We start from the raw sequence: 16621 nt of genomic DNA on the forward strand, positions 1-16621 counted from the left end.
AATCACCTTTCCTGCGAGCCCGCGATCCTCATGCGGTTGTGCTCATTCGTGATTCGCTACACGGCATGCGCATTCTCATGCCGTTCCTCGGCAGCCGCGGCGACGTCCAGCCCGGGATCGCTCTCGCGCTGGAGTTGCGTCGTCGCGGGCACGACGTGCAACTCGGCGTTCCCCCGAATCTGCGGGATCTCGCGCGACGAGCCGGGATCGACGCACTGACAACGGGTCCCGACTCGGCAGCACTGCTGAAATCAGATCTGGTGCAACACCGCATCAAGTCGGCGAATCCCCGAACCCGGTGGCGCGGCCTCTCCGAACTCGGAACGTTCGGCTGGACCGAACTCGCGCTGAGCCTCGACGACACAGCAGCTGAATCCGACCTGATCGTCACCTGTTTCCTCGGCCAGGAAGTCGCACGCGCCCTGGCCGACAAGCACCGGATCGCACAGGTCGCGATGCACTACTACCCGATCCGCCGCTCGGAATCGGTTCACCTGCTACCGGATCCACCGATCGCTGCAGAGGCGGTACACGGGCTCAGTTGGTGGCTCGCGGACCGTTCGTGGCGGTTGATGACCCGACGTGGCGAGGACGCCATGCGCGCACACCTCGGCCTCGGCCCTTCGCGTACCTCACTCGCGCACCGTATGGCGGGAACGGGTTCGCCAGAACTGCAGGCCGTCGACCCCGCACTGTTCCCGGACCTCGGTCAGGAGTGGGGCGTCCAGCGACCGCTCGTCGGGTTCCTCGACCTCCCCGCGGACACGCGCGCCACACTCGACGGCGAGCAGGACACCACGGAGTTGGACGCCTGGTTGGACGAGGACCGCTGCATCTATTGGGGTTTCGGCAGCATGCCGGTCTCGTCGCCGGACGAGACGCTACAGATGGTGCGCGCCGTGTCCCGTCGCCTCGGTTGCCGGGCACTCGTCGCCGCGGGGTGGTCGACGATGACGGACACGAGTGAGGACGACCTGCGGATCGTGCCGGCTGTCGACCACCGTCATGTCCTGCCGCGGTGCGTCGCTGCTGTTCATCACGGCGGCGCGGGCACCACCGCGGCCGCGCTGCGCGCGGGCATACCTTCGCTGATCACCTGGTTCAACGCCGATCAGCCGCTGTGGGGGCGGCGCCTCGAGGCACTCGGTGTCGGCGCTCACCGCAAGTTCCGCGGGCTGACCGCCGAGGACTGTGTGCTCGCTCTCACCCCGCTGCTGACGAACACGACGCAGGACCGCGCGAAAGCGTTGGCGCACCAGCTGATCAGCCCCGCGACGGCGGTGAACAATGCCGCCGATCTGGTCGAACTCCAAGGCGCGGACACCACCTGAACCGAGGTTGTGCCGAACGGTTACCGTGCCGTAACCTGCGGCGCCGACCCCACCATCCCCACATCGTTCCCGCGCATCGCACCACCTCGGCGCACAGCCTGCATGCCCCGCCTGTGCCGCACCACCGCACGAAGGGAGTCCCGTCGTGGAATACACCGAGCTCGCCGATTACCAGGTGTACGCCGGTTCCGTGGCCCTCTGGCGGGCGACCTCCACGACTCCGCGCATCGATGCCGCCGATGACCGACCACTGTCACCGCAGCACGAGAAACACGTTCGACAGGCGGGTGGCCCGTCCGAACCATCCTGGATCGGAACGGTTTTCGAGATCAGTCGCGAGTTCGACGCGGAGGCCGTGCGGCGCACTCTGCTTGCGTGGCACGCCAAGCACGAGTCGTTCCGCACCATGGTCGCTCGCGACGAGAACGGCCTGCGCCGGTTCACCTACCGACCGGAGAGCCTGCAACTGGCGGCCCGAGACGCCGGCACACACGATTCGGTGGAGCGGGTCTACGACGTCGTGTCACGCTTCTTCGACCACACGGTCCGTGCTGACACCTGGCCGCACCTGGTCGCCGCGACCGTCGTACCCTCCGACCAGGCCGACGGGCCTCGTTTCCTGCTCGCGTTCGCCGCCGACCACTCGGTGATGGACGCCTACTCCCAGCTCATCGCCGTCTCCGAGCTGGACCAGCTGTATGCCGCCGCGCTTGCCGGGGAGCCGCTGGTGACCGAACCCGCGCCCAGCTACGTCGATTTCAGCGTCGCCGAACGTTCCCGGGCAGTCGTCGACCATGCCCACGAGACCACCCTCAGGTGGGAGAAGTTTCTCGAGCCGCAGGAGCCGCGCTTCCCCGCGTTTCCCCTGCCGAACGATTCGGTTGGCGACCTGACTCTCCCCCAACGCAGCATCTCCCGGTGGCTGGCGCCGGCCGAGGTGAGTGACGGGATCCATCGGCGCACGAGGTCACTGGGCCACGGGATGCAGTCCGCCGTGCTGGTCGCTCTCGCCACGGCCATGCAGCGTGTCACCGGCACCGACGGTCCGGTGAAGTTCGTCATGCCGATGCATACCCGAACCCCCGAATACACAACATCCATGGGATGGTTCGTCGGAATCAGTCCCCTGGTGCTCGACCTCTCCGGCGCAACCGACCTGCCCGAGCAGTTGCAGCGTGCCGACGCGGCGTCGGCGCACATCCGGTCCGATGCACAGACACCGTTCGCCTCCATCGCCGACCTGCTGGACATCCGGTCGGCGCCCCGCTTCGTGGTGTCCTTCGTCGACGTCCGCCACCTGCCCGGCGCCGCCCAGTTCGACGCCGCCCGGGCTCGCGCACTGCGGAGCATCCGCTACTCCGACGACGAGTTCTACTTCTGGGTGGTGCGAACCGCCGGCGGGATCAATGTCTCCGTGCGCCACCCGAACAACCCGACCGCGACCCAGAGCGTCGAGCGTTATCTCGATGAATTCACCACTGTCCTCATGCAATTCGCTGATCAGCCGCAGCTGACAGCCTGATGCGCCTGACAACCGCGGCTCGACTCCGGCCGCCTGCGGGCCGCCTGTTGGTGTGCTCCACGAAACCCACCGCATCCGCACGTCCGGTGCTCGACGCACCTCCGTCGTTCAACCAGGTCAATCACGCCCTGGCCCGTGGGGACACGGGAGGCTGGCTGTGCGTGACGCTGCGGCTGCGCGAACCGTCGAACGGAGCTGCGCTAGCCACCGCTTTGCGCGGTCTGCTGGACCGCCATGAGGCGTTGCGCACCGTTGTCGACCTCCGCGGACCCCGCCCGGCCACACTCCGCTTCGATGGCGAATTCGACTGCATTGTCGAGGAAATCGTCTTGCCGGAGGAATCCGGCAGCCGGCACGCCCAGTTGCTGGCGCTGATCGATGCCGCAACACATGCAACCGGTGGGCCAGGGATCTTCTGCGCCCTCGGCGAGGACGACGGTGACAGTCTGCTCGTGCTCGCCGTCGACCACGGTGTCGCGGACGCCGTGTCGATGCCGTTGCTCGGCCGCGACTTCGTCCAGCTGTATGGCGCCGCCCGCCGCGGACACGTGCCCGACCTCCCCGTGGTGGGCTCGTTCCTCGATGCCTGCCGCGCGGAGCACTCGACGAACACCAACCCGCACGACCCGCGCATCGCCGAATGGCATCAGGCCTTCGGCCGCAATTCCGATGGGCTGTCACGCTTTCCGCTGCCGAATGCTGCGCGGCATACCGATGAAGACGCCGCGGTCGAGCTGCGCCATACGCTCACCGCAGCACAGACCGCGGCGGTCGAGCACTGGGCGGGCGGGCACGGCGCCCGCCTGCCGGCCCGTCTGCTCGCGGTATGTGCCCGTTCATGCCACGAACTCGGCCTGGGCGATGAATTTTCGACGCTGATACCGGTGGGCACCCGTAGCCGGCCGGAGTGGGCTGAGGCCGTCGGGTGGTTCGTGAGCAACGGACCGGTCACGATCCCCGGCGACCTACCGCTCGAACGTTGCGTCCTCCGGGCGCAGCAGCAGGTCGAGGCCGCGCAACGGCTGGCAGCAATGCGGCTGGGTGACGTGATCGCCTCGTACACACCAGGATTCGCACACTCCGGCGACGTCGGGATGGTCTCCTATGTCGACTATCGGCGGGTGCCCGGCCACGAACTGCACGACTCGTTGCGGATGACCCAGGCGAGTCCGGACGCGCCGACCACTGACGTTCAGCTGTGGTGGGTGCGCGACGACTCCGGACTGGCGCTGCGCTGCCGACTCCCCGACACCGCCGTGTCTCGGAGCATCGTCGGTAACTGGCTCGACGGGGTCGAGTCCGCCCTGCGCCGACTCACCGGCTGACCGGGACCGACCGACCGGGTCGGGTGGGCTCGGGCAGGTCAGGCTATTGCCGGATGCTCCAGATCCATTGCGATACGTGCGGTTTCGATGCCGACCGACTCCCCGGCGGCGACGGCACGGATCAGCTCGGTGATCGCCCGGAAGTAGCTGTCGATGCTCGCTGCCGCGACTGGGTTGTCCGGATAACTCATCAGCGCGTAGGTGCGATCGGTGCGCCGGTTGATCCACACGGACACGTCGCCGGTCGTGCCGGGCCCGCCGAGCGCATGAGCGTCGTCGACGCCCGGCAACTCGGCTCCGGGCAGGCGCCGCATGTCGAGGTAGGACACCATCGGCGGCACGGCGGTTGCGCCGACCTTCACCCCGCCGAATTTCGCTGCGTAGTCGACGATCGCTCGTGCAGGGACGTCGGTCGCCGCCTTGGAGCGGCGCATCGACTTCTGTGCCTTGCCGACGAGGTCGTCGAACGAGGCACCTCCCGGGACGCGGAAAGCGATCGGCACCAAATTGATGAACCAGCCCTGAGCCATCGCATAGCGCGCGTCCGAGCGCGTCGCGATCGTGTTGAGGACGAGATAGCTTGGCCGTCCGGTCAGCGCGACGTCGATCAGCGCGAGAATGCCGAACAGTCCCGCACTGACGCCGCCGCCGTGAGCCTTGCAGCGTCGTTCGAACGCCTCCATGGTCTGCGCGTCCGCGATGGTGCGGTTCATGCGGGTCGACGGCGCCGTCCGCCCCGGCTCGAGGCCGATGTCCAGCGGCGTGCTGGGCAGTTTGTTGCGCACGGACAGCAGCGCCCGCGCCCACACCCGGACCGCGGGAGTGCGCCAGGTCAGCCGTTCCGACCGGACGCGTTCCTGCTCGCTGAAGTCGACGTAGCTGCCGACGGCCACCGGCGGTGCGCCCTCACCGTGCGCCTCGAATTGATAGGTGCGGAAGATGTCATCGACACCGAGCGCGATCGAGACACCGTCGCTGAACGAGTGGTCGACGCCGTAGAACACGGTGAATCCTTCGTCACCGTGGTCGATCGCTCCGGCAGCGAAGGACGGCCACACGAGCGGGCTCGTCGTCGCCGCGAAGCGTTCGGTGATCGCGGCGCGGGCAGCGTCGGTGTCGGCTGCGGTCCCGGCATCGACCAACTCCAGCTCGACGTCCTCGGCGGCGAGCGCGCGACGGCTGAAGGTGGTTCTGTCGTCGATCTGCTCGTCGTCCGGCTCGAACCAGCTCAGCAGTGCCCCGTGCCGTGTCACGAACCGTTGCATGGTGCGACGGAAGGCATCCCGGTCAAGTCGCTGCGGGACATGGAAGGCGAAGGCGAGCCAGGGCGACCACGGCACACCCTTCGCACGCCGATCCGCGGCAGTCCGGATGTGCGACTCCTGCAGCAGCGACGGCCGCGCCGGCGACACGGCCGCGGAACGGGTGGCGGCCAGCGTTCGCTCGGTGGGTCGGACCTCGAGGACTTCACCGGGTCGCGGGTGCCACGACTCGATCGGGGTCATCTCCACGACAGCCACCCTTCCACGTGCGCCGAGTACGCCCTCTGTTGCGGGTCAATGGTTTTCAGCGGTCTCACCTTCCCGTGCACTTCAGTGGCTGCTTGCCCCGAGGCAAGGTGGTGGGCTGTCCGTGGAAGCGGGTCTCGAGGCCGGAGCCGGTGACCTTCGCAGCCGTCGCCCGGAGGCCGAGCGGCATTCGCGCGAAGCCCGTGCCCGTGCCCGTGCCCGAGTCCGCACCCAGCAGCCGCTGCACCTGTGCCGGCGGCACACGGCGTCCGGCGAAAGACGCGGACACGACGGTGAAACCGAGCTTCCCACCGGTCAGCTTCGGCCGCGCCTGCACACGGGCGAGTCCGCCCAGACCGACGAGCCGCACGCTGTCGGTCGCCGGGTCCAACGTCGCCGTGACGTTCTTCGCGCTCGTCGACGTCGCCAGCAGATCGTTCAGCGCCCGCCTGCTCAACGTGAGTGTGAGGTTCGAATCGCCGATGCGGCCACCGGACGGGGAGGTCGAGACATCGCGGACATCCGCCTGCAGGGAGACGTCATGCACCTCGCACACGGTCGCCCGTTGCGCCGCCAGCGACACCTGATCGATCCGTCCGCGGCTCACGTCGAGCAATGCCGGCGACGAACCGATGCCGACATCCACCGACGAAGTGTGCAGGCCGTCGGCCATCGCGTCCGAGACACTGCTGCGCAACTGATGTCGCGCGAAGAGCTCCCCGCCGGCGACCAGCACGGCCAGCGCCAGGACTGCGGCCACGCCGATCAGCAGGGGTCGACGACGTCGGCGACGTCGTTCCTGCGAGGCCACCGCCGAGGGCGACGGCAAGGCACCATGCGACTGCTCGGTCATCGGTCATCACTCCGGTTTCCCGTTGCGGGCAGGGCAGGTTCACTGTACCTACCGATCGGTAACCATCAAATCCACCGACCACGGACCGACCACCCCCGGCATACCTGCCGCCCTACCCCGCTTGCATACCCGGCCGAATTCGCGGTGCGGAGCATTGCCGTTCTGCCATGATCCCGAGCATGAGCGAAAGCCAGCAGGACGTACGTCGCCTCGGCGTCGAGACGACCGGCATCGAGATCATCGAGGAGTCCGAACGGACCGCGCAGCCGCGGGACCTCTTCTGGCCGTGGTTCGCCGCGAACGTGTCCGTCTTCGGGATCTCCTACGCAGCATTCGTGCTGGGGTTCGGCATCTCGTTCTGGCAGTCGGTCGTCGTGGTGGCCATCGGCGTCGTGCTCAGCTTCGCGCTCTGCGGCATCATCGCGCTGGCCGGCAAACGCGGTTCGGCACCCACGATGATCCTGTCGCGAGCGGCGTTCGGCGTGACCGGTCAGAAGGTCCCGGGCGTGATCAGCTGGCTCACCTCGATCGGTTGGGAGACGTTCCTCACGATCAATGCCACGCTCGCCACCGCGACAGTGATGCGCAAGCTCGGGTGGGGCGGTGGCACGGCGACCAAGATCATCGCGTGCATCGTCGTGGCCGCGCTCGTCGTGCTCGCCTCGGTCGCCGGTTATCACATCATCATGCGGCTGCAGTCCTGGCTGACCTGGATCACCGGCATCATCACCATCGTCTTCATGATCGTCGCCGCGTCGCACATCGAGTGGTCCAAGGTCACCGAGTTGCCGTCGGGCAGCTGGCAGCAGATGGTCGGCTCACTGGTCATGGTGATGACCGGATTCGGCCTGGGCTGGATCAACATCGCGGCCGACTGGTCGCGCTACCAGCGACGGGACTCCTCCGGCGGGCAGATCGTCGCGTGGAACACCTTCGGTGGCGCCGTCGCACCCGTCGTGCTGGTGATCTTCGGACTGCTGCTCGCCGGATCGGACAAGAAGGTCGCGAGCGGGATCCTGGACAACCCGATCGGCGCACTCGCCGAGATCCTGCCCACCTGGTTCCTCGTGCCGTTCCTGATCGCCGCGATCCTGTCGCTGGTCAGCGGCGCCGTGCTCGGCATCTACTCCTCAGGACTCACCTTGCTGTCGCTGGGAGTACGGATCCCGCGTCCGACGGCGGCCCTGGTCGACGGCGTGATCCTCACTCTCGGAACGATTTACGTCGTTTTCGTGGCGGAGAGTTTCGCCAGCCCCTTCCAGTCGTTCCTCATCACGCTGGGCGTGCCGCTGGCGTCGTGGGCGGGTGTCATGATCGCCGACATCGCGCTGCGCAAGCAGTCGTATGCCGATGACGATCTCTTCGATCCGAAGGGCCGCTACGGCGCCTGGGACAGGACCTCGATCGGCATCCTTGTGGTCACCTCGGTGATCGGTTGGGGCCTGGTTGTCAACAACTACGCCCAGGACGCGTCCTGGAACAACTGGCAGGGCTATCTGCTGCACCCGCTCGGGATGGGCACGTATGACGCGAAAACCGCGTCGTGGAGCGGGAACTGGGCCTACGCCAACCTCGGTGTGCTGGTCGCCCTGGTGCTGTCGTTCGGCGCGGCATACCTGCTGAGGCGCGGGACAGTGGCCCGGCAGGAGTCGGTCCCGGCCGCCGAGCCCGCCGCCCTGGTGAAGGACTGATCGCATGTCGCCACAGCGGGATTCGCCCGATCAGGACTGGCTCGTCGTCATCGATGCGCAGGTCATTTTCGCGGATCCGGGCACTTCACCCTGGGGCTCGCCGATGTGGGCGGACGTGGTGCCACGCATCCGCCGGGCCGTCGAGCGGTATGACGGCCGGATCGTCCTCACCAGGTTCGTCGCGGACCCGGCACCGCAGGGCTCCTGGGTGGACTACTACGCGCAGTGGCGCTTCGCCCAGGTCCCGGACACGGACCCGCTCTACGCACTTGTGCCGGAGCTCGCCGAGTTCGCCACGGACGTGCCGATCGTCACCATGCCCACCTTCGGCAAATGGCCGGGACTGGCCGAGATCGTCGATCCCACAGCACGTTTGACGCTCGCCGGGGTGTCCACCGACTGCTGCGTCCTGTCCACCGCGCTCGCGGCCGCCGACGCCGGGGCGGAGGTGCGAGTCGCTGCCGCACTGTGCGCCGGATCGACGCCGGAGAACCACGACCGGGCACTGGCTGCGATGGAGCTCTACGGCCCGCAGATCACCCTTGTCTGAACGTCACCGCGCGAGGCAGTCGCGGGTGATCTGATCGAGTGACGCGACCCCGGAGAGCCCCATCGTCAGGTCGAGCTCGGCGAGCAGGCGCTCCATCACCACTCGCGCGCCGGCCGCGCCGTCCAGGGCGAGGCCGTAGAGCCACGGCCGGCCGACCAGCACCGCGGACGCACCGAGGGCGAGGGCCTTGAAGATGTCCGCACCACTGCGGATGCCGCTGTCGAAGAGCACCGGGACCCGGCCGTCGACCACCGGCGCGATCCCCGCCAACGCGTCGAGCGACGCCACCGCACCGTCGACCTGCCGGCCACCGTGGTTGGAGACCACTATCCCGTCCACACCGTGCTCGATAGCGAGGCGGGCATCGTCCACCGACTGAATTCCCTTCAGTACGACGGGAAGTCGCGTCCACTCGCGCAGCTTCGCCAGGTCGTCCCAGGTGAGCGCGGGGCACGGGAAGACGTCGAGGAACGTCTCGACGGCAGCCCGTGGCAGAGGCGAGCGCAGATTGTCACGGAACGTCCCCGGGTAGTGCCGGGTGATCGATGCGAGGGTACGTATGGCGGTCAGTGTTGGCCGCTCCTCAGGGAGGTCCCTTCGAGACGCCCGCTCGTCCCTCGCGGACTCCTCAGGGAACTCCGCCGACGCCCGCTCGTCCCTCACGGGCTCCTCAGGGAGCTCCACACGTTTGTGGACGAATTCTTGGAACACCGGGTCGGTGACGTACTGCGCGATGCCCTCGCCGCGAGCGAACGGCAGGTAACCCAGGTCGAGGTCCTTGGTGCGCCAGCCGAGCAGATGCGTGTCGAGGGTGACGACGATGGCCTGTGCACCAGCAGCCTCCGCGCGACGCACCAGCGATCGCGCCAGGTCGTCGTTGTTGCTCCAATACAGCTGGTACCACATCAGATTCGCGCCGAGCGCTTCTGCCGTTCGCTCCATCGGCACCGAGCCCTGCGTCGACAGCACCATGGGCAGACCGAGGGCAGACGCTGCCTCGGCCACCGCGAGCTCGGCCTTCCGGTGTGCCATCTCCAGCACCCCGATCGGCGCGAACAGCACCGGCGCCGGAAGATCGTGTCCGAGGAGAGTGACCTCCATCGACCGCTCACCGACGTCCCGCAGCATTCGCGGCACGATCGGATAGCGTTCGAACGCAGCGGTGTTCGCGGCATCGGTGCGCTGCATCCCGGCACTGCCCGCGACGTACGACCAGGCCTGCGGACTCATCCGGCGCCGGGCTGCGTCATACAGGGCGGCCGGCTCGACCGGGACCTTCGGCTTGTGGCCGTAGGCACCAGCTGCATAGATCGCCCCTTGCACGGCGCGGCCGATACCCGCAAAGCGACCGGGACGCGCCAGACGCGGTTCCTCCTCGACCGATGTCATCAATTGACCTGCTTGCCCTCGTCGGACCAGAACGGTTGCCGCAGTTTGAATTTCTGCAGCTTGCCGGTCGCCGTCCGGGCGAGCTCGTCGCGGAACTCGATGCGCTTGGGAGCCTTGTATCCCGCGAGCGACTTCTTCGCGTGCTCGATCAGGTCCTGCTCGGTCACCTCGCCGTCGGCGACGACGAGGGCGGTCACCAGCTCACCCCACTTCTCATCGGGTATGCCGATCACCGCCACCTCCCGCACCGCGGGATGCGACATGAGCACGTCCTCCACTTCGATGGACGAGACGTTCTCGCCGCCGGAGATGATGACGTCCTTCTTCCGGTCGAGGATGACCAGTGCTCCGTCGTCGATCGCGCCACCGTCGCCGGTGTGGAACCAGTTGTCCGCCAACGCTGTTGACGTCGCCTCGGGGTTGTTCCAGTAGGCCTCGAGGTTGTGATTGCTCTGGAAGAGCGCCTCGCCACTGTCGTCGACCGTCATCCGCACGCCGACCGCGGGATAGCCGGCACGGCCCAGTTTGCGGGCCTGCTCCGTAGGTGGCAGGTCCTCCCACTCCGAGCGCATCCGGCTCATCGTGAGCAGCGGTGCCGTCTCGGTGAGCCCGTAGATCTGGATGAACTCCCAGCCCAGCTCCTCCCGGACCCGCTCGATCGTGCGCGTCGGCGGTGGAGCGCCGGCGACCAGGATGCGCGTCCGGTCCCTTCCAGGGATCGGACCGTCCCAGTCCCGCGCTCCGTCCAGCGCGGCAGCCACCACTGCGGGTGCGGCACACATCAGCGTGACGCCGTGCTCCTGCACTCGGCGCAGGATCTCGGTGCCGTCGACCTTCCGCAGCACGACGTGCTTGCCGCCCATGCCCGTGACCGCGAACGGCATACCCCAGCCGTTCGCGTGGAACATCGGCAACGTGTGCAGGTAGACGTCGGCGTCGGAAACCGTTGCCTGCCAACCGAAGACGGTCGCATTGAGCCAGTTGTTCCGATGCGTCAGCTGCACGCCCTTCGGGCGGGCCGTCGTGCCGGACGTGTAGTTGATCGTCGCGGTCGCCCGCTCATCGCCTTCCCACGGCCGTGGTTCTTCGGTCGACCCGAAGACCTCGTCGTCCGACTCGCCGAGGACGAACTTCCGCTCGCAGTCCACTTCGTCCAGCAGGTGCTGCAGCTCCGGGTCGACCAGCAGCACCTCGGCTCCGGAGTGCTGCACGATGTACTGCACCTCGGGCACGGACAGTCGGAAGTTCACCGGCACCAGAATGCGGCCGTAGCCACTCACGCCGTAGAACGACGTCAGCAGTCGCGCACTGTTGTGGGAGACGACTGCGACGCGCCCACCGACAGGGACGCCCATCGCATCGAGTCCCGCCGCCTGGCCGCGGGCGAGCTGCGCCATCCGTCGGTAGGTGATGGAGCCGCCGTCGAACGGCGGTGCCGGCTGGTCCGGCTCGTCGACGACCGCCACCCGGTCGCCGTAGACGGTCTCCGCCCGCTCGAGGAAATCGCGGACGATCAACGGGAATTCCATCAGCTGCCTCCTACACGTCGGTCCCAGCATTCTGGCAACTACAGCTGTATGCCGCCGGGAAATCTCACACCGAAGGTTGTCGAGCGTCGTCCCGAGGAGCCCGCGAGCCGCGCCTTGAGGAGCCCGCGAGGTACGAGCGGGCGTCTCGAAGGGGAACGAGCGGGCGTCTCGATGCCCGGTCTCGATACACCTCCTCCGCTGCGCTCCCCCGGCACTCGACCCGCTTGGTGTTGGCTACTCGACCCGCTTGGTGTTGGCTACTCGACCGGCTTCGGTGACTAGTCGGACTGGATGACCTCGGCGAGCAATTCACCGGCTCGGTAGTGAGCCAGTCGCACCGCGCGGTCCGTCGGCTCGGCGTCGCGCAGCGGGGCAGCGTCGCTGACCGACCGCAACACCCCGACGGCCTCCTCCGAGACCCAGATGCCCTCGGCATGCCGGGCGCGCATCAGGTCGTCCATCTTCCGCCGATCGTCGATCATGCACAGGAACGACGAGCCGAAAACCACTGGCAGTCGGCCGAATCCGAAACCTTCCGCGGCAACGACATCGAACGCGTCACGCCGTGACACCACAATGTCCCGTTCGTCGACCAGCCGCACCGCCCGCTGCACGCGCTTCTGCGCCGCAACCTGCTCCGGCTCGAGTTGGGAGAGCATCCGATCCAAGGTGTCGCTCTCCTGCGGGTGCAGCGGATGTATGTCGAAACCCCGCCGGGACGCAATGTGTTGTCCGGCCAGCAGATCCGGCTCGAACTCGTCGGCGACCAGCTCCAGACCGGCGGCGGCGCCGACAGCGACGAGGTCGATGATCACCGGCTCGGCATACACCGACTGCAGGTGTTCGGTCACCAGCCGCAACATCCGCACGCCGGCCTGCGGGTCGTTCAGCGGCAGCGGCCGCTCCTGCAGGCGTCGCCCGATCGGCCCGCGCCGGTCGCGCAGCAACTCGGTCCACAGCTGATAGGAACGTCCGTCCGGCGGGAGCGTGCCGTTCAACACCGGGAAGTATCCCGCCAGCGGGCGCTGCGGACCGAGGTGGCGCAACTCCTCGCTGGTCGCCCGCAGCAGGCGCTGCGCCGCCTGCCAGCCCCCGAAGTCCAGCCCGTATGACGCAAAGGCCGTGAACGTCCTGTCGTCCGCGGCGATCTCGGCGGCCGCCGTGCTGCACCAGTACCGATAGAGCGGACCGGAGAACTTCGTCGCGGCAGCGGCGAATGCTGCGCGGCGGTCGTCGATATCGCTCAAGGGGTCCCCGCGAAGTATCGGAGCGAGGGACGAGCGGAGAACTTTGTGGGGTGTTCGCTCATGGTCCGGCCAATGTAAACCGTGAGACCGCGCGACGCGGCTCGTGCCCCTTCGAGACGCCCGCTCGTCCCTCACGGGCTCCTCAGGGCACAGCTCACGGGCTCCTCGGGGCGAAGCTCGGCCACCTCTCCCGTCATACCTCCAGCAAGCGGTGCAGGAATGTTCGCGTGCGCTCCTGCTGTGGGTGGTCGAGCACGTCCTGCGGGCGGCCGCTCTCGACGACGACACCACCGTCGATGAAGAGCACATTGTCGGCGACGTCGCGCGCGAACCGGATCTCGTGGGTCACGATCACCATCGTCCGGCCCTCGTCGGCCAGCGCTCGTATGACGTCGAGGACCTCGCCGACCAGTTCCGGGTCGAGCGCGGAGGTCGGCTCGTCGAAGAGCAGCAGGTCGGGTTCGAGCGCGAGCGCCCGCGCGATGCCGACGCGCTGCTGCTGACCACCGGACAGTTGGTAGGGGTACTTGCCGGCGTGCTCGGCGAGGCCGACCTTCGCCAGCAGCGCGCCCGCCTTCTCGTTCGCCTCAGCAGCGGGTTGGCCCTGCACGACGATCGGGCCTTCGGTGACGTTCTGCAACGCGGTCCGATGCGGGAAGAGGTTGTGGCCTTGGAAGACCATGCCGCTGCGGGCCTGGTACCGCCGGATCAGCTCCCGGTCCGCTCCGCGCAAGCGACCACGCCTCGACGCGTGCACGGTCGCGAAATCGACTGTCACGTCACCGATTCGGACGACGCCGGCGTCCGGTCGCTCCAGGGCGTTGAGTCCGCGCAACAGGGTGGTCTTGCCCGACCCGGACGGTCCGATGATGACCGTGACCGAACCCTTCGCGACGGTGAACGACACGTCCTTGATGACCTCGTGGTCACCGAACTTCTTGGCCACCGCAGTGGCCTCGACCAAGATGTTGCTCATAGCGACACATACCTGTTCAGCTGGTTCTCGAGGCGGCCCTGTGCTGCGTTCAGCACGAAACAGATCACCCAGTAATAGACGGCGGCTGCGCAGTAGAGCGCCAGATAGCTGTATGTCGGAGCCGCCGCGTCCTGCGCCTTCTGGAACAGCTCGGGCACCAGGATGATCGAGGTGAGCGAGGTGTCCTTGACCAGCGACACCAGCGTGTTGCCGAGCGGCGGGACCGCGATGCGGGCTGCCTGCGGCAGGACGATCCGTCGCAGGGAGGTGCCGTAACGCATCCCGATCGTCTCGGCGGCCTCCCATTGCCCCTTGGGCACCGACGAGATCGCCGAGCGGACGACCTCGGCGCCATACCCGCCGACGTTGAGGCTCAGCGCGATCACAGCCGACCAGAACGAGCTGAACTTCACGCCGGCCTGCGGCAATGCGTAGAAGACGATGACCAGCTGCACCAGTAGCGGCGTCCCTCGGATGATCGAGATGTAGACCCTGGCCAGCCAGGACAGCACCAACACCGTCGAGCGGCGCATCAGCGCGACGCCGACCGCCAGCAGCAGTCCGAGGACGAAGCTGATCGCGGTCAGCGGGATCGTCGTCTTGAGGGTGGCCTGCAGCATCGGCCAGGCGTTGTCCTTGACCAGCTGCCAATCGCTGGTGGTCGATTTCTTCTCGGCCTTCGCGCCGAAGTATTTGTCGTAGACCTGCTGCAGCGACCCGTCCGCCCGCATGGCGGAGATCTCCTTGTTGATCGCCGGCATATAGCCGCTGCCCTTGCGGGCCGCGAAGACGGACTCGCTCTTGTCGTCGGTCGTGGCGACGATCTTCACGCCCTTGTTGCCGGTGGTGTTGAGGTAGTTCTTCACCGCCAGCTGGTCGTTGACCATGGCGTCGACGCGACCGTCGGTCAGCGCTGCGACCGCCTTGTCCATCGCCGTCACCGACACCACCTGGGCGCCTGCCTTCTTGGCCGTCGCTGCCCAGTTGCTGGTGGTGTTCTCGGCCGCCTTCTTGCCCTTCAGGTCGGCCAGACCCTTGATGGAGTCGTTGGACGACTTGACCACCACCACCCCGGTCGTCGTGATGTATGGCGCGGACAGGTCGTACTTCGCCTTGCGCTCCGGATTCGCAGTGACCTCGTTTGCGACCAGGTCGATCCGCTTCGCCTGCAGCGCCGAGAACATCGAATCCCATGGCGTCTGGACGAACTGGATCTTCACACCGAGGCGTTTGCCGATCTCTTTGATGAGGTCGACGTCATACCCGGTGAGCGTCCCGGACGAGTCGTGATAGCTGAACGGCGGATAGACCCCCTCGGTGCCGAGCCGCAACGTCGACGGCAGCCCGGCCGGTCGCGCCTTGTCCGGTGCGGCGTGGGCAGGCGGGGCGAGGAACACACCGCCGAGCACGAGGAGCGTCGCCAGCAGCGCAGCGACGCGAGTCAGAGATAACCGAACCTTATGCACCCGAAAAAGTGTAGAGGGAGCCGTATCGCACTTAAGAATCACAACAACGAAATCGGGGTCCCCGCGAAGTATCGGAGGAGCGTGTCGGGGTCCCCGCGAAGTATCGGAGGAGCGAAGCGGAGGAGAACTTCGTGGGGTGACGGAGCGGGGGAGAACTTCGTGGGGTGACCTAATGGACGGCGAGTTCGGCGATCTGCAGCGCGTTGAGCGCCGAGCCCTTGCGCAGGTTGTCCGCACAGATGAACAACTCGATCGCGTTCGGGAAACCGTCGATCCGCCGGACCCGGCCGGCGAAGATCGGGTCGGCGCCGACGACGTCCACCGGGGTCGGCCATGCGTCGTCCAGCGACGCGGCCGAATCATCAAGAACCACAACGGAGTTGGACGACTCGGTCAGCACCCGGACCGCATCGTTGCGGTCGGTGTCGGTCGCGAAGGTGGCGTGGATGGACACTGAGTGGGTCCGCACCACGGGGACCTGCACGCAGGTCACGGCGACCGGTAGATGGGCAACCCGTAGGAGCGTGCGCAATTCCTCGCGCACGGTCACTTCGGACACGGTCGCGCCGTCGTCGGCCTCGCCGCCCACCCACGGAATGACGTTGAAGGCGACCGGTGCCGGGAACGGTGACTCGCCCAGGTCGGACAGCATCCGTCGGACGTCCCCCGGCGACTGGCCAACACTCTGGTTGCCGGCGAGCTCCATCGTTTCGTCATACAACCGCAGGGCGCCGGAGACACCGGCGTCGGTGACGGCCTGGAAGGTCGTCGCGACGACCGACGTGAGCTGCCACGAACTGTGCAGCGAGTGCAATGCGCCGACCATCATCAGAGTGGCCGCGCTCGGGCTGGCGATGATGCCGGCCGGGGGGTGACGCGCGGAGTCGGGGTTGATCTCCGGCACGACGAGAGGCACGTCGGGCTGGGCGACGAAGTGGCCAGAGTTGTCGATGACGATCGCACCGGCGCCGACCGCGACCGGGGTCCACTGTGCCGACACGTCAGCCGGCACGGCCATCACGACGACGTCGACGCCGTCGAACGCGGTGGCGTTCAGCTCACGGACCACGGCTTCCCGGCCCAGGATCGACACCCGCCGCCCGACGGAACGCCCTGACGCGATGGGTCGGATCTCGCCCCAGAGGTCGTCGCGCGTCGGCAACAGCGAGAGCAACGACAATCCGACGACGCCCGTCGCTCCGACCACCGCCAGGGTGGGCTTGTCCCCGATCAT

At 67.5% G+C, this 16621-nt stretch carries 13 protein-coding genes; 5 read left to right on the forward strand and 8 right to left on the reverse strand.

Annotated elements, in window-relative coordinates:
• Window positions 1–65 precede the first annotated feature (65 nt).
• The 3 genes from ACZ50J_RS20305 (at window position 66) to ACZ50J_RS20315 (ending at window position 4178) form a co-directional block, all read left to right on the forward strand.
• Window positions 66–1331, forward strand: a complete 1266-nt coding sequence (locus ACZ50J_RS20305) for a glycosyltransferase (RefSeq protein ID WP_464298968.1) — start codon at window positions 66–68, stop codon at window positions 1329–1331.
• Between the two features lie 145 nt (window positions 1332–1476).
• Window positions 1477–2853: a condensation domain-containing protein gene (locus tag ACZ50J_RS20310; RefSeq protein ID WP_464298969.1), complete on the forward strand. Its 1377-nt coding sequence runs from the start codon at window positions 1477–1479 to the stop codon at window positions 2851–2853.
• Window positions 2853–4178: a condensation domain-containing protein gene (locus ACZ50J_RS20315; protein ID WP_464298970.1), complete on the forward strand. Its 1326-nt coding sequence runs from the start codon at window positions 2853–2855 to the stop codon at window positions 4176–4178. Before ACZ50J_RS20310 ends, ACZ50J_RS20315 begins: the two co-directional genes overlap by 1 nt.
• A gap of 38 nt (window positions 4179–4216) precedes the next feature.
• Here the strand turns inward: ACZ50J_RS20315 and ACZ50J_RS20320 are convergent, their stop codons facing one another.
• On the reverse strand, window positions 4217–5683 hold the full coding sequence (locus tag ACZ50J_RS20320) for a condensation domain-containing protein (RefSeq protein ID WP_464301376.1): 1467 nt from the start codon (window positions 5681–5683) through the stop codon (window positions 4217–4219).
• Window positions 5684–5753: 70 nt separating this feature from the next.
• Window positions 5754–6539, reverse strand: a complete 786-nt coding sequence (locus tag ACZ50J_RS20325; RefSeq protein ID WP_464298971.1) for an LmeA family phospholipid-binding protein — start codon at window positions 6537–6539, stop codon at window positions 5754–5756.
• 179 nt (window positions 6540–6718) lie between these two features.
• Here ACZ50J_RS20325 and ACZ50J_RS20330 point away from each other — a divergent pair, with 179 nt between their 5' ends.
• Window positions 6719–8230, forward strand: coding sequence for a purine-cytosine permease family protein (locus ACZ50J_RS20330; RefSeq protein WP_464298972.1), 1512 nt, complete (start codon window positions 6719–6721; stop codon window positions 8228–8230).
• A gap of 4 nt (window positions 8231–8234) precedes the next feature.
• Entirely contained in the window at window positions 8235–8780 is a 546-nt protein-coding gene (locus ACZ50J_RS20335) for a cysteine hydrolase family protein (protein WP_464298973.1), read from the forward strand.
• Window positions 8781–8783: 3 nt separating this feature from the next.
• Here ACZ50J_RS20335 and ACZ50J_RS20340 read toward each other — a convergent pair whose 3' ends face one another.
• The 6 genes from ACZ50J_RS20340 to ACZ50J_RS20365 all read right to left on the reverse strand — a co-directional run bounded on the left by ACZ50J_RS20340 (window position 8784) and on the right by ACZ50J_RS20365 (window position 16621).
• Window positions 8784–10169: an alpha-hydroxy-acid oxidizing protein gene (locus tag ACZ50J_RS20340; RefSeq protein WP_464298974.1), complete on the reverse strand. Its 1386-nt coding sequence runs from the start codon at window positions 10167–10169 to the stop codon at window positions 8784–8786.
• On the reverse strand, window positions 10169–11698 hold the full coding sequence (locus ACZ50J_RS20345; protein WP_464298975.1) for an AMP-binding protein: 1530 nt from the start codon (window positions 11696–11698) through the stop codon (window positions 10169–10171). Before ACZ50J_RS20345 ends, ACZ50J_RS20340 begins: the two co-directional genes overlap by 1 nt.
• Before the next feature lie 278 nt (window positions 11699–11976).
• The gene (locus ACZ50J_RS20350) at window positions 11977–12945 is read right to left on the reverse strand and encodes a DUF2332 family protein (protein WP_464298976.1); all 969 of its coding nucleotides are present in this window, start codon (window positions 12943–12945) and stop codon (window positions 11977–11979) included.
• A gap of 193 nt (window positions 12946–13138) precedes the next feature.
• Window positions 13139–13921, reverse strand: a complete 783-nt coding sequence (locus tag ACZ50J_RS20355; RefSeq protein WP_464298977.1) for an amino acid ABC transporter ATP-binding protein — start codon at window positions 13919–13921, stop codon at window positions 13139–13141.
• Entirely contained in the window at window positions 13918–15387 is a 1470-nt protein-coding gene (locus ACZ50J_RS20360) for an ABC transporter substrate-binding protein/permease (RefSeq protein ID WP_464298978.1), read from the reverse strand. The genes ACZ50J_RS20355 and ACZ50J_RS20360 overlap by 4 nt, the downstream gene beginning before the upstream one ends.
• 169 nt (window positions 15388–15556) lie before the next feature.
• A complete protein-coding gene (locus ACZ50J_RS20365; RefSeq protein ID WP_464298979.1) occupies window positions 15557–16621 on the reverse strand; it encodes an aspartate-semialdehyde dehydrogenase in 1065 nt (354 codons plus the stop codon).

Source organism: Flexivirga sp. G2 (genome assembly GCF_055397625.1).